This is a genomic window from Microcoleus sp. N9_A1, from assembly GCF_036701795.1.
Classification (GTDB): domain Bacteria; phylum Cyanobacteriota; class Cyanobacteriia; order Cyanobacteriales; family Microcoleaceae; genus Microcoleus.
Genome location: NZ_JAUBRI010000036.1, coordinates 37,255 through 55,588, shown reverse-complemented (window position 1 = coordinate 55,588; position 18,334 = coordinate 37,255). Strand labels below are relative to the sequence as shown.

At 46.7% G+C, this 18,334-nt stretch carries 16 protein-coding genes; 9 read left to right on the top strand and 7 right to left on the bottom strand.

What is annotated here, in order from left to right:
* Positions 1-7 precede the first annotated feature (7 nt).
* Positions 8-1,105, bottom strand: coding sequence for a calcium/proton exchanger (gene cax / locus QUA58_RS17630; protein ID WP_333395069.1), 1,098 nt, complete (start codon positions 1,103-1,105; stop codon positions 8-10).
* Between the two features lie 194 nt (positions 1,106-1,299).
* Between cax and QUA58_RS17625 the strand changes: the two genes are divergently transcribed.
* On the top strand, positions 1,300-2,028 hold the full coding sequence (locus QUA58_RS17625; protein ID WP_333253511.1) for a Uma2 family endonuclease: 729 nt from the start codon (positions 1,300-1,302) through the stop codon (positions 2,026-2,028).
* Between the two features lie 268 nt (positions 2,029-2,296).
* Here the strand turns inward: QUA58_RS17625 and QUA58_RS17620 are convergent, their stop codons facing one another.
* The 4 genes from QUA58_RS17620 to QUA58_RS17605 form a co-directional block, all read right to left on the bottom strand.
* Entirely contained in the window at positions 2,297-2,917 is a 621-nt protein-coding gene (locus tag QUA58_RS17620; RefSeq protein WP_333395067.1) for a DUF6391 domain-containing protein, read from the bottom strand.
* 300 nt (positions 2,918-3,217) lie between these two features.
* Entirely contained in the window at positions 3,218-3,931 is a 714-nt protein-coding gene (locus QUA58_RS17615) for an MORN motif-containing protein (protein ID WP_333395066.1), read from the bottom strand.
* A 102-nt stretch (positions 3,932-4,033) separates the two neighbouring features.
* Complete coding sequence (locus QUA58_RS17610) at positions 4,034-4,798, bottom strand: MORN motif-containing protein (protein ID WP_333395064.1); 765 nt, start codon at positions 4,796-4,798, stop codon at positions 4,034-4,036.
* A 183-nt stretch (positions 4,799-4,981) separates the two neighbouring features.
* Positions 4,982-6,925: a hypothetical protein gene (locus QUA58_RS17605; RefSeq protein ID WP_333395063.1), complete on the bottom strand. Its 1,944-nt coding sequence runs from the start codon at positions 6,923-6,925 to the stop codon at positions 4,982-4,984.
* A gap of 184 nt (positions 6,926-7,109) precedes the next feature.
* Here QUA58_RS17605 and QUA58_RS17600 point away from each other — a divergent pair, with 184 nt between their 5' ends.
* The 5 genes from QUA58_RS17600 to QUA58_RS17580 all read left to right on the top strand — a co-directional run bounded on the left by QUA58_RS17600 (position 7,110) and on the right by QUA58_RS17580 (position 11,942).
* Positions 7,110-7,802: a retropepsin-like aspartic protease gene (locus QUA58_RS17600; protein WP_333395062.1), complete on the top strand. Its 693-nt coding sequence runs from the start codon at positions 7,110-7,112 to the stop codon at positions 7,800-7,802.
* 427 nt (positions 7,803-8,229) lie between these two features.
* Positions 8,230-9,831 carry a 2,3-bisphosphoglycerate-independent phosphoglycerate mutase gene (gene gpmI, locus QUA58_RS17595; RefSeq protein WP_333395060.1) on the top strand — a complete coding sequence of 534 codons (1,602 nt, stop codon included), beginning with the start codon at positions 8,230-8,232 and terminating at the stop codon, positions 9,829-9,831.
* Positions 9,832-10,171: 340 nt separating this feature from the next.
* The gene (gene secG, locus QUA58_RS17590; protein WP_332957461.1) at positions 10,172-10,411 is read left to right on the top strand and encodes a preprotein translocase subunit SecG; all 240 of its coding nucleotides are present in this window, start codon (positions 10,172-10,174) and stop codon (positions 10,409-10,411) included.
* A gap of 101 nt (positions 10,412-10,512) precedes the next feature.
* Positions 10,513-11,385, top strand: a complete 873-nt coding sequence (locus tag QUA58_RS17585) for a peptidase (protein WP_333395059.1) — start codon at positions 10,513-10,515, stop codon at positions 11,383-11,385.
* An 89-nt stretch (positions 11,386-11,474) separates the two neighbouring features.
* On the top strand, positions 11,475-11,942 hold the full coding sequence (locus QUA58_RS17580; protein WP_333253498.1) for an NUDIX domain-containing protein: 468 nt from the start codon (positions 11,475-11,477) through the stop codon (positions 11,940-11,942).
* 384 nt (positions 11,943-12,326) lie between these two features.
* Here the strand turns inward: QUA58_RS17580 and QUA58_RS17575 are convergent, their stop codons facing one another.
* Positions 12,327-12,839, bottom strand: coding sequence for a rhodanese-like domain-containing protein (locus tag QUA58_RS17575; RefSeq protein ID WP_333395057.1), 513 nt, complete (start codon positions 12,837-12,839; stop codon positions 12,327-12,329).
* A 379-nt stretch (positions 12,840-13,218) separates the two neighbouring features.
* Between QUA58_RS17575 and QUA58_RS17570 the strand changes: the two genes are divergently transcribed.
* From QUA58_RS17570 to QUA58_RS17560, 3 genes are read left to right on the top strand one after another with little or no spacing between them, the layout of a single operon-like run.
* Positions 13,219-13,938 carry a hypothetical protein gene (locus QUA58_RS17570; protein WP_333395055.1) on the top strand — a complete coding sequence of 240 codons (720 nt, stop codon included), beginning with the start codon at positions 13,219-13,221 and terminating at the stop codon, positions 13,936-13,938.
* A 54-nt stretch (positions 13,939-13,992) separates the two neighbouring features.
* On the top strand, positions 13,993-15,900 hold the full coding sequence (locus QUA58_RS17565) for a hypothetical protein (RefSeq protein ID WP_333395054.1): 1,908 nt from the start codon (positions 13,993-13,995) through the stop codon (positions 15,898-15,900).
* Positions 15,897-17,357, top strand: coding sequence for a DUF1802 family protein (locus QUA58_RS17560; protein WP_333395053.1), 1,461 nt, complete (start codon positions 15,897-15,899; stop codon positions 17,355-17,357). The genes QUA58_RS17565 and QUA58_RS17560 overlap by 4 nt, the downstream gene beginning before the upstream one ends.
* A gap of 58 nt (positions 17,358-17,415) precedes the next feature.
* Here the strand turns inward: QUA58_RS17560 and QUA58_RS17555 are convergent, their stop codons facing one another.
* Positions 17,416-18,204, bottom strand: coding sequence for a Uma2 family endonuclease (locus QUA58_RS17555; RefSeq protein ID WP_333395051.1), 789 nt, complete (start codon positions 18,202-18,204; stop codon positions 17,416-17,418).
* Positions 18,205-18,334: the final 130 nt, after the last annotated feature.

Sequence of the window (18,334 nt, the reverse complement as noted above, 5' to 3'; positions counted from 1 at the left end):
TATTACTTCAAGTAACTGGGTGAAAGTAAAATGCCGCAGCTAACACGATATATGTCGCTAAAAGCAGCACTCCTTCCAGCCAATTAGAACGTCCGTCGAGACTAATTAGATTAGCGATTGTCACCGCGATGGCAACTGCAACCACTTCAAACGGATTAAAGTTTAAATCCATCGGCTGATGAATCACTATACCGATAATTACCAACACCGGCGCTACCAGCAAAGCAACTAGCAAACTCGAACCCATTGCTACAGAAACTGACAAATCCATATTGTTTTTCATCGCAACTCCCACCGCCGTTACGTATTCCGCCGCGCCACCCACAATTGGTAACAAAATTACGCCTGTAAACAGCGGTGTCAATCCCAATCCTTTGGTAGTTTCTTCGACAACGCCTACGAAAATTTCTGATTCAAAAGCAACGGCAACAGTTGAAGCAACTAGCACCCCTATCCACAGCCACAAATTCGGTTTGTGCGCGGTGGATTCATCGGTATTTTGAGGATTTTCTGACTCTAGTTCTAGCAAGCTGACTTCGTAAAGATAGCTGTGAGTTTTTAAGGAAAATAGCAGTGTTAGCGCGTAAACTGCAATTAGGACGATCGCAGTTATCAACGAAAGATTCTGAATGGCTGCGGGTTCGACTCCATTGGATGTGTAAATTACCATTGTCGGCAGCAGAATCGCAATCACTGCGAGAGTCATGGTGGAACCGTTCACCCGCGCGATAATTGGCTTGAATTCTTGTTCTTTGTAACGGATTCCTCCTAGCAGCATGGAAAATCCCATAACTAAGAGTAAGTTGCTGATAATTGTGCCCGTGATGCTGGCTTTTACAATGTCAATTAAGCCAGCTCTTAGGGCAACTATGGCAATAATTAATTCCGTAGCATTGCCGAAGACTGCATTTAATAAGCCACCGATGGATGGCCCTGTGACGATCGCCACTTCTTCTGTTGCTGTACTCAACCAAATCGCCAGAGGTATAATGCCTAAAGCGGACGTGATGAAAACCGTGAGGGAACCCCAGTGCAAATACTCAGCGGCGATGGAAATGGGGATGAAAACTAACAGGGCTATGGAAAGATTTTTTTTGATTGACATAGGGAGTCAGATGGTGTATTGAAGGGTGAAATCGAGTTATCGGGGCGATCGCAAAGTTGATTTTACACTATTCAACTATTCTCTGACAATTCGGGTGGCAAGTGCGATCAATAATTGGGAATTTTTAACCGCAAATGCACGCAGATCGAAGCAGATTGAATATAAGATAATTATATCGACATCCGTGAAAAGATATGTCTCAATCTGTAGTGCCAGTTGTTGAATCAAAGCAAATTGATACTTCACCCACTTTGACCTTTGAAGAATACCGATTTTATCAAACTGATTCCGACCTACAATATGAACTGTACAAAGGCAAATTAATTGCGATGCCAACCGCAACAGTTTTACATATCAAAATTTGCGAATATTTAGTTTACAAATTGCAGCGTTATTTAGCTGAACACAATCTTGACTTAGTAGCAAAAACAGGCCTGGGAGTCAGAACAGAAGAAGATACCTCTCGGATTCCTGATGTAGTTGTTTGCACTCAAAGTCTTTTAGAACAAGCTGCTGCTAGACCAGGTTCTGGTATCCTCGATTTTGAGGAAAAGCTCCTGTTAGTCATAGAGGTAGTGAGTCAAAATCGGCGCGCCGATTATGTGATTAAACGAGCTGAGTACGAACTAGCTAACGTACCTGAATATGTAATTGTTGACCCTACACCTAACAAGGAACTCGTGCGAATTTTAGCCTTTCCTGAAGGGGAAGACATCTATACCCAGACTGATTTTATGGCGGGGCAACAAATGGTATCTGTAGTATTTCCCAATCTGACATTATCAGTGAATGAAATACTGTCTCCGCCATTAGTTGAAGGGTTGATTAAAGCAGAACAAGCTCGGTTCCATGAACTTGAACAACGGGCTGAAAGATTAGCGGTGAGGTTGCGAGAATTAGGAGTAGATCCCGATCGCATTTAGGAGCTTCGATGACCCAGAAGTCATGAGTTAATTGTTATTACTTCTATCAAATCCGCGCTGCATCGGAATTATTCAGATATCTCCGATCTGCATCTGCGTGAATCTGCGTCAATCCCTTGTCATCTGCGGTTCACAAATTCTCTTTTTTTGACCGCAGATTAACACAGATTAACGCAGATGAGTTAGATATATTCCGGTTGCACAGTCCGTGATTGTTGACACTTTTTTGCGTCCATGACTGCGATCGATCGGGCTTGATACTGTGCAGCTATTCAACCCAACGCACCCGCACAAAATGAGCTTCGCGCCCCCAGAAGTCGTGACTTACAGAAATATCAACAACACTCAAATTAAACGGAATAGCAGTTGTGACGTACCGCTGAGCCAGAGCTCCCAAATCAGGAGCTAACTGAGCCGCCGCCGCTGCTGCAGCACCCAAACCCAAAAGTTGTAAAATTGGCCCTCGCGGTAAGGCTAAATTAATGCCAACAGCAAGTCCAGCCGTTAGCAGCATTGCCACCGACAAATTCGTGCCACAGCGCGGATGTACAGCTAAATCCCACTCTCCGCTGGCAATCCGCTGCAAAGCCTCGCGCACTGCCTGACGCAACTGTGCAATGTTAACGTGGCCATAAAGATAGAACCCTTGGTCTGTGGACATCCCGCCCAATAACTCATTATCGGTTCTTGCTGTGGCCGCACCAACCGATTGGCTTAGTACCCAAACAGTAGCGTGTTCCAAAGCATGAACTTGTCGCAAAGCCAATATTTCCTTCAAGCCGGGCACAAAATCGAGTTGTCGCAACAAGTCAGCATCTTGAGTCCGCTGCGGGGCAAAGTCGAAGGGAAACTGGTCGGTGCGGCCGGAAGCAGAAGCAGTAGTTGTCATATTAAAACGCCTCCATTAACTCCATTAAGTGGATATTTAACATTAGCAATTCGGTTGAGAAAAAGCCGTTAACAGTTGACAGTTGACAGTTGACAGTTGACTTCGGAGTGCGAAGTTTTTAGGCAGGGGATTTAAGCCCCTGCCTAAAAACAATCCACCTAAAGGTGGGGGCTTAAATCCCCTGTGCTTTGGTCATAAATTATCAATAGTTGTGACTTTAAAACCTAGCAATGGCAGGTTTTGTGCAAAAATTATTAGCACTCAACCTGCCCTTACTAAAAGATCGCACTTATTCCCAGTTTATCGTTCGAGCCGCTGGCCGTCGCGGAACACTCCCGGAAACCGCCGGCCACTGGTATCGATAATTGTCCCTTTGCCGTGAGGCAATCCCTTACGAAACTCTCCCTGATAGCGGATACCGTTGGAAAACGCGCAGCTACCCCTAGCATCAAGTTCTTGATTAAAGAACTGTCCCGAACACCGGGTACCGTCAGCGCGGGTGAACACTCCCGTACCTAAAGGCTTGCCCCCTAAAAATTGACCGACAAAGCGATCGCCGTTAGCAAAAATGAATTGCCCCTGTCCAGTCGGCGTACCCACTTTCCACTCCAGAGAAAACGGCCCTATATAGCGATCGCCATTAGTAAAAATAGCTGTCCCGGAACTAACTTTGCCATCTCGGAATATGCCCTCGACGCGGGCGTCGTCCTTAAATATAAATTGTCCTCGACCGTTTGGCTGGCCCTGACGGAACTGCCCCTCATAGCGATCGCCGCTGGAGTATATGTATACCCCAGTGCCACTGGGCAAACCGTTAACGAACTGTCCGATGTAGCTATCGCCATCGTCGTAATCGCACCTCACCCTACCTGTAGCGATAGCTGGCACGCAGCGACCGGTTTTAGCTCCTGTTCCTTGCGCCATTGATGGCAAGGGATAAGTCGCGTAACTAGCAATTCCCAACACTGATGCAACTAATACAGCAATTCCACTGGTTTTAAAACGGGAAATCATTAACTAAGTCTCTCCTATGCGCTTCTGGATATTATTTTCGTTCGTCATTTGTCTTTTGTCCGATTTCTGGTCAAAAGTGGCCTGAAAACCTCAATTTATGCTTTACGAAACTCCGCGTTTGCCGTTGCGATATACCCCCGGAAAGCGCCTACCGCTAGCATCGATCATCGTCCCGACACCGTGAGGCACTCCCTTTCGCAATTCTCCTTCATAGCGCGTACCGTTGGGGAAAGTGCAGGAGACACTAGCGTCTAGTTCTTGATTAAAAAACCTGCCGGAACAGCGAGTGCCGTCTTTGCGTACTAATACCCCTGGGCCAAAGGGGGAACCTGCAAAGAATTGTCCTTCATAGCGATCGCCATTGTCGTAAAAAAATTGACCCCGCCCTGCAGGTTGGCTGCTAATAGCATCAGTCTGAACGTTTCTGACGACTGCGAACTCTCCCACGTAGCGCTCGCCGTTGGGGAAAATCACCGTCCCAGACCTCATCGTGCCGTCTTGGAACACGCCTATGTAGCGGCCATCATCTTTAAAAATGAATGTCCCTCTACCATTTGGCACTCCATTGCGAAATTGTCCTTCGTAGCGATCGCCATTAGCATACACGTAAACTCCGCTGCCATCGGGGAGGCCGTTAACGAAGTTTCCCTCGTAGTTATCGCCTCCCTCGTAATTGCATTTCACTCTTCCCGTAGGAGGGTTTCCTTGGCAGAAGGGAGAGCGTTTTCCTTCTTCTGGTTTTGGCTCTGGTGTTGGCTCTGGTGTTGGTTGAGCCATTGATGGCTGGGGATTCAAGAGATTAGTGGCGCTGCCGATACAAGAAGCAACTAATATCACCATCCCTAATTTTTGAATTGAACCGAGCATGAGAAATCTCCTTTGACTTCTATTACTAATAGGGATTTTATAGAAGCTAAGACTCGCTGAAAAGTCGTCTATTTTTTAATCCCTCTACTAATTTTACCTTCAGATTCGATATCAGCCATAAATACAAAAAGGCAAAAACTCTAATTTTTGCCCTTAGCATTTTTCATACTTTGCTGTCTATTTTCAGCGTCGCGTTGAGTTATTCGGATTTGACAGACGGCTAATAACTGCATTGGCGGGTTGTTGGCGACTTGCAGGTTTTTCGCCAACACCTTTGGCTACCTCAACGCCGTTTTCCTCCAGAATCACGACTGGATCTGCTCCGGGCTTGATATCCACCCGCTTCACCAACACTTGCCCGTTTGACAACCGCTGCCCGACTTTGACATATCGGCTGGTTGGTTCATTCGGTACTTTGACAATCACTTGCGTCTCGTTACCAACTTTTACCACCCCGCTGACTTCAGTGCCTGTAGCGAGGTCAGTAGAAGGCGGTGGCGGTGGTGGCGCAACTACTGGGATCTGGGGAGGAGGTGGGGGATTGGGGTCTCTCCACTGGGCCGGGCGCTTGTCCACTGGCAGTTCCGGCAGATCCGGCACTCCTATGGGTCTAGCTGCAATTGGCTGGGGCGGGCGCGGGGGTGCTGGACGGCGCGGATTCCTACCGGTAGTTGGTGTTGAAATTGGGCGACCGCCCACTTGAGGCGTATTCAGCCCCGGAACTTGGCGCGGCGAGCCAATTTGCGATCCATCGCCTCCCGGCAGATAAGGATCTCCGGGGCCACGACCCAATGGAGGGGTATCGAGTCCAGGAACTTGGCGCGGCGAGCCAATTTGCGCGCCTTCGCCTCCTGGAAAACCAGGCTGTCCAGGGCGACTGCCCAATTGAGGCGCATTCAGCCCCGGAACTTGGCGCGGCGAGCCAACTTGCGCGCCTTCGCCTCCCGGCAGAGAAGGATCTCCGGGGCCCGCTGCTATTAACGGAGATCCCGCTGGGCGACGCCCTAATGGCGGGGGGCTTAGCCCAGGCACTTCTGGCAACCGGGCTAATTCCCGACCCAGGGCCGTCTCGCCTGCTGGCTGACGATTTGTCGGGCTTGCTGATAGAACTGGCAGAAGAGGCGCTTTTGCGATTGTTCGCGCCTCATAGTCTTGATCGCGGAGGGCTGCATCAAGTCTATTCTTACCCTGTCGCCAAACTGCTTGCAGCAAATTTCCTCGCGTCACACAGGAAAGTTCCCCCCTTCTTACTGTCGGCGGTCGATATACCTCAATTGCCTCGGCAATTTCCGGCACGATGGAACACCGGAGAGCATCAGCAGGTGATCTTTCTCCGTAAAGGTCCCACAAGTTTGAGGCTGTCACATATTCACCTAGGGCCTTTTCTATTCTTCTGAATAATGGTCGGTTAGTTAGTAGTAACTCTCGTCTGGTTACACCAAAATTCCTTGTTCCTGGTACTCCGTAAATAGTCTCGACTAATTTACGCACATCAGTACCGTACTCAGAGTTTTGTGTGGTGTCATCCAGCAGAGCCTGAAGCGTCCTGAATTCGCTGACAACGCCTCTTGCTGTCGGGCTGAGATTGATTTGGGGAGCTGCCGGGCCTTTGAGCTTAACTCCTCCAATTTGGACTGGGCGGGATAGTTCTGGCAGTTTAGGTATCATGGCCACCTGTCGCTGCGGCAGTTTGGGCAACGGATTGACTGTCATCGGTCCTGCTGGGACTCCGCCCGGGACATCGCCAACTCCGGGAGGGTTTTGAACTGTGATCGGCGGCAGCGGCCCAAATGGGTCTAACTGAGAAGGATTCGCTGTCACAGGGCCTTGGGGCACCGGCTGAAGCGGAAGCGTTGGATTCCTGTCCTTTTTGTTGCCGATACTGGTTTGAGCCTGTCTCGCTCGTTCGTCTGGGTTGGTCGATCGAATTAACCCGGGAGGCTGGGCGGCTACTATTGGAGACTGGAAAGTCTGAGTTCCTGGGGTGGGGCTGGCAGAGGCTGCCGGAGACGGAGAGGCTGCACTAGGGCTGGGGCTGGGGCTGGCTGTGTTGCTGCCCTCGCCACCGCAGCCTGCGATCGAGAAAGCTAGTAGTCCTATAGTCGCAAAATATAAAAGTTTGTGCATTGCCGATCGCCCCTAAATCCTTAATTTCAAGATTTCCAACAAGGCTCTGCAATTACAGCCTGTTGCCGTTTATAAGTTTATCTGTGTTTCGATGTTATGCGATCGCTTAAAAATTGCCAAGTATTCCTCATGATCTGATCAGGCTCTTCGGGCGCTGGGTTTTCTGGAGCAAGTTAGGATATCAATGGCGGTCGTTGTTCGACATATTGAATTAATTAAGGTATTTAGATTATTGGCAAAAGTGATTCTCAAGCGGATTTGGCGATCGGGCTTGGTTTGTGCGAGCGTTTTGGTTGGTATGGGATCGGTGGGGGGCGAGGTGCATTCTTATTCACATCAGCCAGAAACTCAGGTGATGACATTGGTGCCCGATGTTAGTTCCCAGCCGCTCGATCGCACTATAACGGGATCGGCATTCACAACTGGCAAATTGTACTCTCAGTTTTGGAACCCATCCAATCCTGGTGCCAAACCCCCAGCCAATCAACCGGCTAAGCCACGCGGGAATCCACAGGTATTTCAAGCTAAAATCAAGCGTCGCGCTGGCGGGACGCCGGTGATTGATGTGGTTTTTAACGGCAACAAGACTTTTGAGATGATTCTCGATACCGGGGCAAGCGGCACTTTGATTTCTCAACGGATGGCTACTGCACTGGGAGTAAGGCCGGTGCGTACCGTGAGAGCGGGGATCGCTGACGGTAGCGTTGTCGAGTTCCCGATCGGCGTAGTGCGATCAATTCGGGTTGGGGGTGCTGTGATCCAAAATGTCGAAGTGGCGATCGCCAAACAAATGCCAATAGGTCTGCTTGGTCACGATTTCTTTGGCAATTACGATGTCAAAATTAAAAAAGATGTTGTAGAATTTTATGTCCGCTAAAAGTGAGCCGATTCGAAAACGGATTTGTGCTCAACTGGTTTAAAGTTATTCCCAGCCCAGTCAAAGCTGTTTAATCTATTCCTTAAGGCAGTAGAAAAAGTCGGCAATCTGTGGTAGTCTTCTTAGTGTTTCAATAGCAACCTACCGTTGAACTATTCGTGAAAATGCGGCGGCAAAAGCAGGGTCGCTGTTGGTGAGATAGGTAACAGCCTCCGACTGTGCATCTACAGTACAGGGCAAGGCAATCAATTAAACAATTCCCAAAGCAGGTCGAGATTAGTTCCCAAAATGCTGTGGCTGAGGGAATTTTGGTAGGCATGGTTCAGCCGGAGCCTAGAAAATATGTAAACTGATTAGCGGCAGATGTTCCGCAAGATCGGAAATACATGACCATCGAGAAATTAATTATTGTAAATAAGGTATTCGCATGGCACAAGCGTCTGTATCTCCTGTAGTGCTGATTATTCTAGACGGCTGGGGTTATCGTGAAGAAAAAGACGGAAATGCGATCGCCGCTGCGAAAACACCCGTGATGGACAGTCTCTGGGCCGCTTATCCCAGAACTCTGATTAAAACATCGGGCCGGGCGGTAGGACTGCCAGACGGGCAAATGGGTAACTCAGAGGTTGGTCACTTGAATCTGGGCGCGGGGCGCGTCGTTCCTCAAGAGTTGGTGCGGATCTCGGATGCAGTGGAAGATGGTTCTTTGCTCAACAACCGGGCGCTGGTTGGACTTTGCGAGAAAGTCCGCGCCACTGGCGGCAAGTTGCACCTGACTGGTCTTTGTTCTGAAGGTGGGGTTCATTCCCATCTCAGTCATATTAAGGGTTTGCTGCAATTAGCAAAAGCACAGGGAATTTCTGATGTTTGCATTCACGCGATTACTGACGGTCGTGATACTACTCCGAAAGAGGGTGTCGAAGCTCTAGGCAAGATAGAAAGTTATATCGCAGAGGTAGGGGTCGGTCGGATTGCGACCATCAGCGGCCGCTACTACGCTATGGATAGGGACAAGCGCTGGGATCGGGTGCAGCGCGCTTACGAGGTGATGACGACTGAGGGTGCTCCTGACGGTCGATCGGCTGTGAATGTGTTGCAGGCCTCATATACTGAAGGAGTGACCGACGAGTTTGCTGTTCCGACTCGGATTTCTCCGGGGGCCGTGGCATCCGGCGATGGGATGATTTTCTTTAATTTTCGCCCGGACAGGGCTAGAGAATTGACTCAGGCTTTTGTATCTCCAGATTTTAAGGGGTTTGAACGGCAGTTAATTGAGCCGCTGACGTTTGGGAGTTTTACTCAGTACGACCCGAAACTGTCGTCGGTAATGGTGGCTTTTGAACCGCAGAATTTGAACAATATTCTAGGCGAGGTGATTTCTAAGAACGGTTTGCAGCAGTTGCGGACGGCGGAAACTGAAAAGTACGCTCACGTAACTTATTTTTTTAATGGGGGTCTGGAAGAGCCTTTTATCGGGGAACACCGGGAGTTGGTGCAGAGCCCGATGGTGGCGACTTACGATGAGGCGCCCCAGATGTCGGCAGACCTGGTGACGGATGGCGTGGTGACGGCTTTGGAAAAAGGCATCTATTCGTTTATGGTGATTAACTACGCTAACCCGGATATGGTTGGTCATACGGGGATGATGGATGCGACGATAATTGCGATCGAAACTGTGGATAAATGTTTGGGGCGGCTGTTGAGCGCCATTAGTAAAGCTGGAGGTACGGCAATTATTATTGCTGACCACGGAAATGCTGAGCAGATGTTTGACGAGGACGGGAATCCTTGGACGGCTCACACTACTAACCCGGTGCCGTTTATTCTGGTAGAAGGCGAAGGTCGGAAGATTCCGGGTCACGGAACGGAGGTTCCTCTGAGGGCGGACGGTTGTTTGGCGGATATTGCGCCGACGATTCTGGAGCTGTTGAGGTTGCCTCAGCCCCCGGAGATGACGGGGCGCTCTATGATTGAACCCGCTAATTTTGAAGTTCGTGCCAATCGCACTCCGGTGCGAGTTCGATTGTAGAAAGTCTGGGTCAAATCTAGTTACAGCTAGGGTCACGGCACTGTGCCCTTATTCGTGCCAACTTAAGCCTGAAGCCCTTGATAAATCTCGTTTTTACCTGAGTCTCGATCCCCCTAAATCCCCCTTAAGAAGGGGGACTTTGAAAAGACTCCTGTCCCCCCCTTCTTAAGGGGGGCTAGGGGGGATCTAGATTTAATAGTCAAACAGCAGTCTCTGACTACGTTTGAGCTTAAGTTGACACGCCTTGGGCAGTGCCGTGTCCCGGAGGAGTTTGTGTGCGATCGACCGAATTTGATATGATGATTGATTACCGATTACTAATTACCAATTACCTCAGATTATGAATATTGTTTCTGTGTTACAAGTGATCTGGTCTTTGTCTGCTTTAGGACTTGTGGTTTTTGTATTGCTACACAGTCCTAAAGGCGATGGTATTGGAGGGATTGGCGGACAAGCTCAATTGTTTACCAGCGCCAAAAGTGCAGAAACGAGTCTGAACCGGATTACTTGGGGTCTGTCTATTGTTTTTATGGGTTTGACTGTGATTTTGAGTGCTGGTTGGTTAACGCCTAAGTTATAAGATTTGGATTTGTAACCGCAGATGAACGCAGATAGACGCAGATAATATCAAGTTCATCTGCGTTTATTTTCGTCTATTTGTGTCTATCTGCGGTTGCAAAAATGCGGTTGTGGAAAGTTACAGTAAAACCTCGATTGCTGGCTGGTTTGGGATTGGCTTTATGTTGTTTTAGCCTGATAATTGTGAGTCAGGTTAATACTCCGGCTGCAAGTCTTTCTCCTCTCCCGAATAGTTGGCCGCCTTCATATCGTTTCCGATTGCATCGGAATAATAAAATCGAGTCAACAGTTAACACTCAACCATTGAGTTTTTCAACCCCTAGTCAACAGTCAACAGTCAACAGTCAACAGTCAACAATCATTCCGGTGCAACCGGAATTGATATCACAGGTTCACCCTTTGCCGCCAACGCTGGCCAATTGGCAAGATTCCACCGATAGCGGTGATTATTTTGACCAGGTTAAGCCACCGAATTTCGGTCATTTGTTGTGGTCGAAGTTTCCGATTCAGGTTTATGTTGAGCGTCCTGTTGATGCTAATAAGTCTGAAGCATGGGTGGCTGCTGTGTTGGATGTTGTGCGGGAATGGGGGGTTTATTTGCCTTTGGAAGTGGTGGATAGTTCGGAGGTGGCTGATATTAGGATTTTACGTCGGGCTCCGCCTTTGCGTCAAGGGGTTTTGCGATCGCGCTCTGGAGAGGCTACCTATGAATTATACGCCCGTCGGGAGCGAGATAAAACAGTTTTATCTCATCGGTTTTCGGTTTATTTGAATCCGAATCAAGTGGGTAAGTATGTTCCGGCGACGGCGCGGCATGAGTTGGGTCACGCTTTGGGAATTTGGGGCCACAGTTTGATGGAAACTGATGTGCTTTATTTTTCTCAGGTGAGAAATCCCCCGCCTATTTCAGCGAGGGATGTTAATACTTTGAAGCGGGTTTATGAACAGCCGACTCGGTTGGGGTGGGAATTGTAGTTACGCGCGAATGGAATTGGCTTCTACAGAAACCAAGTCCGCCTTCGCGGACTCTAAGAACACGATAGTTAATAGGAAAAAGAAGAAAGATGAAAGATGAAGCTTTTGGGATTGTGCCAGTTTTTGCGACTGAAACTGATAGTTTATTTTTGTTGATTCAACATCAAGCCGGACATTGGGCGTTTCCAAAAGGTCACGCGAATCCGGGGGAATCGGCGCTAGAAACGGCGAAGCGGGAGTTTGAGGAGGAAACTGGCATCCGCGATTGTGAAGTGCTTGAGGAGCCTAGTTTTGTGGAACGTTATTCCTTTGTTAAGGAAGGGAAGCCTAGTTCTGTGCAACATTATTCCTCTGCGAAGGAAGGAGAATCAATTGAAAAGACTGTTACTTACTTTTTGGCTTTTGTAAATTCAATGGAAGTTCAGTTGCAAGTAGAGGAAGTTCAAAATTCGGCCTGGACTTCCTTTGAGGATGCAGTTAAGCTGATTACTTTTGATGGGAATCAGCAAGTTTTAAGGGAAGTTAAAGCATTTTTGGACGCGAGGAATGAGTGTTAATCAGTCTTGGACGCACACTTGTTTATGTAGGCTGCGGAATGCGAACCTTACAGTATAAGTAGCGTGTTAAAGCACTTTTGGCGTCCACGACTGTTAATATTTAGTGTGGTTATATAGCAATCCTAAATGATTTGTGTAATTCTTGTAGGGGCAAACCCCCCGTGGTTGCCCCGCCTTGGCTGGGGTAGGCACGGGGGCACTACCCCTACATATTTTTACAACTGATTTAGGATTGCTATACGATCGCAATTAAGTTTGTAGTAAGGACGTTAGTGCTTAGTGGCCACCAGCTTTAAGAGAGGGCTCCAGTCCTTACTACAAACAAATTGTTTTGTTAGATACCCCACTTCTTGAAAAAGTCGGGTATCTAGGTATTGTGTGGGATTATTTGTTGGTTTTCTGGGCTTGGGCGTGGTGTTGCAAGCGAGAGAAAACGTTGTAGGCGTCGGGGCCAGGATTATCGTGTTCGAGAGCGCCGTCTATGGGGCCGTCTATGGCTTTCCAACCAGGAATTCCGCCTTTTAGTTCGGCTACTTTTCTAAAGCCTGCTGCGCGGAGAAGATTGGCAGCTTCGGCGGTTTGTTCGTCGTTTTCGCCGTAGATGTAGATGTCGCGGATGGGTTCTAAACTGGATTGTGCTCGATCGACTAATTCGTCTATTGGCATCGGTACGGCACCGGTAATGTGGCTTTTGGCGAAGGTTTCAAAGTCACGGGCGTCGATGATTGTGAGTCCGGGTTCGCCCCAATCTAAACGGGCTTTGAGGTCGTGGCTAGATGCTTGAGCTTTTAAACCAGGAGGGGTGGGAGTCAAGTCGGGAAGTTTTTCTTTGATGTTGGAAATTTGGTCGGGAATAGTTTTCATGGGTAAACTGTTGTTGAGTGTTTTGATTGCCATTGCAATGTAACAAGATGCCTAAGTTGAATTCGTCTTTCTAAAGGCAGAATCGAGCATTGAACTAAAGTCGCAGTTACGCTGGTTTGCTGGTTATTAGCTGCGGTTGAGAGCGCTATATTTGTTGAGTTTGCTAGGAGGTAGCGGGCTGTGCTTAAAATTGTTTCGATCGCATTTACTGCGGAGAATTTGAACTGCGATCGCTCGTTTTATCCGCTATTTTATCAAAAAATCGTATTTTAGTCAATACCAATTGTTTTTAAATAAAACTTGCATAAGTTGTGCGTAGCCTCGCGCGGATTTTTGCGAAAAAGTTTAAATGTTGGCCAGCAAGGTTTCTGGTAAAATTTAAGAGTAAAAACAAGTATTTAAAGGTATGGATATGTCTGAGAAAAGTGAAATTGCGGTGCCTATAACTTTGACACCGGAAGAGCAAGCGGTGTGGGATGCGAAGGCGAAAGTTCGGGTGCTGCTGAATTTGTGGGATTTGAGCGGCGGGAAGATGAAGGTGAAAAAGGGGGATTTGACTAAGCGGATTGTGCGGACTAATGAGACGAGTCAGAGATATCTGGGAGTGCTGGGTGAGTTGCAGGCGACTGGGGCGATCGAGTATTCGCTGGTAAATCGGGTGACGCTGGTGGAATTGACCGCGAAGGGGAAAGAAGTTTTAGCGGAAGGCTTGAAAAGTAAGGATTCTCTGTTTGAGTTTGACGGTTCTCAAATCGGTACTCGGCTGGGGAATTCTTTGTTGAAGTGGATTCGGCATCAGGATGGTGCGGCGAGTGTTGCGGTTGAGAAAGGGAAGGGGGATGTAGGGACGATCGCATCCTATGAGGATTTTAAGGCTGTGGCGCTGGATGTGTATGACAGCTTGAACCGGGATTATAACTTAGACGATTTAGTCCCGATTTATCGGATGCGTCGGGCGATCGGAGAAAGGATTGGGCGATCGGAGTTCAATGAGTGGCTGTTGGAAATGCAGGCTAATGACATTTTTCAGCTTATAGGTGGCAGTGTAGAAGACAGCGCCCCCGACAAAATCGAAGATTCTATCACCACAAAAGTCAACGGTTTGCGCTGCTATGTCAAGCGTTTAACCTAATTAACTTGAGTTAGTAGTGCATTCGCTCCTTTATCTTCACACTCACACAAAACGATGAATGACTTTCACTCCTCAATCGCATATCTCAGTAAAGCTATTGCAAGTCAAAACCCTTTTGACAGATCGTTAATAGTCAGGAGCAATGATATTTGGAAGCCAAATTTTCCTGACGTTTCTTCTATCAATGCTCATGCCTCTGATGGTATTTTTCAAGCAATCGAGCAAATTCGTGCCGGGTATCGCACAGTTAGTGGCATCACGATCAGAGCTGAAAAAGGTCTAGGAAAAAGCCACCTAATCAGTCGGATTCGCCGCCGCCTTTTAGATGAAGGTGGCTCTTTCTTTGTTTATATGAGCGACGTAGATTATGGGAATTTAAACCGAGTCAACGCTAACTTTCTAAATACTTTGTCCTCAAGCCTGAAACAGATGGGTAACGAAGGCGTAATGCAGTGGCAAGAATTAGCAACTGCTTTGATCAATGAGGCATTAGGGGAAACTTACATACCTCAGCAGCTAGTCAAGCAATTTTCTGGGGAATTAGCTGAAAAGCCTAAATTAGTTGATGCCTTAACTGCCAAAGTGCTTCGACTTAAGCCAAACATCGAAAATCCATATTTGATCCAGGCTATTCTGTGGACACTTTCTTTAGATAAAGTGAGTTTTGCAACCAACTGGCTATCTGGAAGAGCCTTGGCACAGGCACAAGCTGATGCAATGGGTTTGCCAAATTCTACAGAAGAGGATAAAGAAGGCGAAGCATTGCAGACTGTTTGCCAAATTTTAGACTTAATCGGTGATTATAGAACTCTAGTAATTGGCTTTGATGAGTTAGAGAGTGTAGATCGGAATGAAGCTGGTTTCAACAGGGCGCAGGTCGTCGCACTCTTAGTAAAAGACTTGTACAGTAAAATTAAACGAGGTGTCTTAATGACAGCTATGTTTGATGAAACTTGGTTTAACATTAGATCATTACCGCAGGCAGAGTCAGTCACAGCGAGAATGGGTGAAAAGATTTTTGATTTAAAGTATCTCAATGCTGATGATGTAGTGACTCTAGTTTCTCAATGGCTCGAACAATTTTATGACAGTAAAGATTTAATTCCACCTGATCCTGTTTATCCTTTTGATGAAGGTGAACTGAGAGAACTGGGAAAAGAAAAGTTAATTGTCAGAAAGGTTTTAGAGGAGTGTGCTAAGAATTGGAAAGTGCCTGGTGCTCCTCCACCGCAAACCGCACCAGATCCACTCCATCAAGTTGAACTTGCTTTTAACAATGAACTGAATGCACTTGAGGAAACAATCGAGAAATATTTTGAGGATAGCAGTATTTTAGCGGAAGCTCTATATTTTGGCTTGCTGGCACTAAAAGGCAAGAGTGTGGAAAAAGTGCAAGTTGAGGAGATTGAAAAGGTACAAACTAAAGCAGCAGACAGAGGTTATCTCCACTTTAGAATTCGAGGCAAAGAAAATGGAAAATCTGTTAAGATAGTAGTAGCAGTTGTTCAAGAATCTGGGGCAAGATTTGTAAGTGCCGCATTAAAGCGATTAATTGATTATCAAAAGTTTGATATGACTCGCGGTTGTTTAGTTCGTTCTAAAGATGTTAAACCGAATACTGTAGGGAAACAGTGTTTAGACAAACTTCTTTCTCAAGAACTAGGTGGAGAATTTGTCAAGCTTGCAAGTGAAGATATCAAGCCTCTATTAGCCATTTATTTGGTCAACAAGGCTCACACAGATTACGAGCTAACCGAAGACCAAATACAGCAGTTTATTGTTCAGAAAAAGCTCGCAACTGAAAATTATCTAATTTGTGAAATTCTTAGCGATCCGTCAGGTCAGATTCCTGATGGTTTGGTTCCTGACAATAAACCTCAAATTCCGTCGCAACCTAATCCAACTGAAATTAACAACCTCAACGAAGCACTGGATAAATTATTAGGTCAAATAAGTGGATGAGTTATTCTGTTTTTGTTGATACGGCTTTGCAGTTACCTGCGCCAGATGTGGAAGCCTTAATCGAAGGGCGAGTTATTGCAGCCATTCCTCGAATTTTCATCGAGCCGGGTAGGTCATTTGCCCTATATCCAGCCAATATTTCGATTAATTTGCTACCCCATGAGCAATATTACCGATCGAGTTTTTTACCAATTGCTAAAACCTCATTTTCTCAGTTAACTTCTGAGACGATTTTGATAAAAGCTTGGGCTAAATGCGAATTGTGCCAAATACTAAACGATCCAGAATCATTAGAGGCTTTGTCGCGGTTAACAGTCTGGACAACAGAGGGATTACAGCAAATTCTCCAGCAACGACGTTATATTTTTCTAGCTCATCTTCGCGTTTATTTGCTACCTCAGCCGCTGGAAATGTCTGTGCATCCCAGTGGCAACTTTGTATCTTTGCCAAAATCCCTAACTGTTACTGATTCAACGCCTGTGGTGAGCGAGTCTATCTTTGCCAAACGCCGTCAAAAGCTGGAAAAACTAGAGCCTCCTGAACATCCAGAATTGGAAGAGTTGCAAAGTGCATTAGTGCATTTATCCACCACTAACCCAAAAGCCCAACAACTAGACGCAGAAATCAAAATGTTTCTAGGTTGGAGTAGCGATAAGCCTGTAAAACCAATCAAACCGGATTTATCTTGGATAAAGACTATAGCAGCTTTGGGAAATCGCACCAAAGAACTAGATAAAGACAAAAGCAACTATCAAGCAGGAACCGACTTTGAAATTGTAGTGCGCGATAGCCTTGAGTTTTTGGGATTTACCATAGATTATGCTCACAAAGGTGGTGCTGGCGGCTTAGATTTATTATGCTCCAAACCTTACCCCTTAGTTGGCGAGTGCAAATCCGGTAAAAAAATCCCTAACGATACAGCAGTTCAATTGCTGAATTTAGGAACGCTACGGCTGAAAGATAAAGAAACACTCGCAAAAGCAACTAAGTTGATTATTGGCCCTGGCGTTCCAACTACTCAACTTATGGAGGCAGCCAAAGTACACGGTATGGCAATTATGAACCCTGAAACGCTTGAGAAACTGGTTAAACTTCAAAGCAACTATCCTAACTCAGTGGACTTGTTTAAACTGAAAGAATACTTAAAACCGGGACAATCTGATGATGAAGTTGCTAAATATATTGAGCAAGTTGAACAAGAAATTAAAGTGCGATCGCACGTTCTTTCTATTCTGAAAAAGTATCACGAAAATAGTGGTCATGAACGAGCAAGTGTGGATGCTCTTAGCGGTGCGTATTCAATGTCTAACCCACCCAAGAAGTTGTCCCGCGAAGAGTTGCACGAAATGTTAGTAGAACTTTCTTCTCCGCTGACGGGTTTCTTAGGGCGAATTAAAGGCGAAGATTTAGGGCGCGATCGCTTTTATTTCCTGCGCGACTTGCCACTAGATGATTGAGATACCTCAAGGGCGATTCCCTTCGGGATAGCTTCGCTTCACGTACTTCATCCATTTCCTACACAGCATCAGGATCTACGCCCAACTCCCGCAACCTCGCCGCCAATCTTTCAGCACGCTGTTCGACTGTTTGTAGTTGCTGCAATTGAGCTTGTTCTGCCTTAATTAACCCTTCTACCAATGGCGGGTTTAGTATTTCATCCACCGATAAAACCAGATCGGGAAATACTACAGACACAATTTCCTCACCAGGCAAGAAATCTGTATACGTGTAACCATCTTCACCTTCAATCAATGCAAAAAGCCTGATTCTTTGCTTGCCCGTTTTAGGGTCAACAATGCAATATTCTGGCACATTCGCTAATTCGTACTCTCCGCGTTTAATCACGTAATCTTCGCGGCGATTTTCGCTGACTACTTCTACCACTAACAGCGGCTTTTCATCAAATTCGAGGATACCTGCACCGGGTCGAGCAGCAGCTTGTTCCAAAAGACTTTGAGTGCAGACAACTACATCGGGAATCCGAGATTTATCTTCATCTGTTCTCACTCCCAGACCCGTTTTTACTACTAAGTCGAGATTGTGTTCAGCTAGGTAACGCTGCAACTGGTAAACTAAATATTCGCAAATTTTGATGTGTAAAACTGTTGCTGTTGGCATCGGGATTAATTTGCCTTTGTACAGCTCGTATTGTACATCTATTTCTCCTTGATAAACTCGGTATTCTTCAAAGGTTAAAGTCGGAGAAGTATCAATTTGCTTGTCTGCTAAAACTGGGGCGATCGATTGAGACATAGGTTTTGGTATGAGTTTATCTTGATACCAATTTAATGTGAAGTTGCACATATCTCGATCCCCCTAAATCCCCCGATCGAAGGGGGACTTTGATCGGAATCTTGTTCCCCCCTTATTAAGGGGGGCTAGGGGGGATCGGATTCTATGCAGCCTCATAAAAAATTGGTATGATACAGTTCCT